Origin of the sequence: Malikia granosa (assembly GCF_002980595.1) — a bacterium.
Classification (GTDB): Bacteria; Pseudomonadota; Gammaproteobacteria; order Burkholderiales; family Burkholderiaceae_C; genus Malikia; species Malikia granosa.
Map to the genome: position 1 here is coordinate 1 of NZ_PVLQ01000134.1, position 1,437 is coordinate 1,437.

Consider the following 1,437-nt stretch of genomic DNA (forward strand, 5'->3'; position numbering starts at 1 on the left):
CGGCCAGCGCGATCGAATGACACACAAGTGACAAGAAACCCCAAGGAGACAAGATGAGAACCATTGACGTGCACAAGCTGGCCGATGACGCCCGCTTCAACCGCTTCCACCTGAAGGTACTGCTCTGGTGCCTGCTGATCATCATCATCGACGGCTACGACATCGCGGTCGCCGGTACCGCGCTGCCTTCGATCATGAAGGAAATGAACGTGACCGCGTCCACCGCGGGCTTCATGGCCAGCTCGGCGCTGTTCGGCATGATGTTCGGCGCCATGGTGCTTGGCACCCTGTCCGACCGGATCGGCCGCCGCTGGACGATCGTGATCTGCGTCTTCCTGTTCAGCGTCTTCACCGCGGCGGCCGGCTTCACCAGCGAGCCGGTCAGCTTCAGCGTGATGCGCTTCATTGCCGGCCTGGGCATCGGTGGCGTGATGCCCAACATCGTCGCGCAGATGACCGAATACTCGCCCAAGAAGATCCGCAGCGTCATGACGACGCTGATGTTCTCGGGCTATGCCTTCGGTGGCATCCTGGCCGCGGTGCTGGGCAAGCAGCTGATCGGCGACTACGGCTGGCAGTCGGTGTTCGTTGCCGCCGGTGCCCCGCTGCTGCTGATCCCCTTCATCCTCAAGAGCATGCCCGAGTCGCTGCCCTACCTGATCGCTCACCATGACGACCGTCATCTGCGCGAGATCGTGCAGCAGATCGAACCGAGCCTGAAGCTCACGGCCGAGGACCAGTTCGTCGTGCCGCCGTCGGCCAAGGGCTCGGGCGTGCCGATCGCCAAGCTGTTCCAGGAAGGCCGTGGCCTGAGCACGCTGATGTTCTGGGTCGCCTTCTTCACCGGCCTGTTCATGATCTATGCGCTGAGCTCCTGGCTGACCAAGCTGATGGCCATGTCCGGCTACAGCCTGGGCTCGGCGCTGAGCTTCGTCATCGCCTTGAACCTGGGTGCGATGTTCGGTGCCATCTTCGGCGGCTGGCTGGCTGACAAGTTCCACATCAAGTGGGTGCTGGTGACGATGTACGCGCTCGGCGGCCTGTTCCTCTATCTGATGACCATTCCGATGTCGACCGACATGCTGTACCTGGTCATCGGTGCGGTCGGCGCCTGCTCGACCGGTGCGCAGATCGTGGCCTATGCCTACAGCGGTCAGTATTACCCGATGGCGATCCGCTCGACCGGCATCGGCATGGCGTCTGGCGTCGGCCGTGCCGGCGCCATCATGGCCCCGCTGCTGATCGGCCTGATCGTGTCCCTCAAGTTGCCGCTGGAGCAGAACTTCCTGGTCATCGCTGCCGCTGGCGTGATCGGTGCAGTCGCCCTGGCCTTCATCGACCACGATCGCGCCGCTTCGGCCTGATCGAGTCTGGGGCGGTCCACGCCCCTGCTGTCCATTCTTCCTGGAGTTACATATGAAGATCCTCGTCCCCGTC

At 63.0% G+C, this 1,437-nt stretch carries 1 protein-coding gene; it reads left to right on the forward strand.

Going from position 1 to position 1,437, the window contains the following annotated elements; genetic code table 11:
• The first annotated feature begins 53 nt into the window (after positions 1-53).
• Positions 54-1,364 (forward strand): MFS transporter, encoded by a 1,311-nt coding sequence (locus tag C6P64_RS17535; RefSeq protein ID WP_105749816.1) that lies wholly within the window; start codon positions 54-56, stop codon positions 1,362-1,364.
• Positions 1,365-1,437: the final 73 nt, after the last annotated feature.

What these genes read in the sequence shown, in the direction of transcription:
- C6P64_RS17535 (WP_105749816.1), top strand. Translation starts at nt 54, where the DNA reads ATGAGAACCATTGACGTGCACAAGCTGGCCGATGACGCCCGCTTCAAC.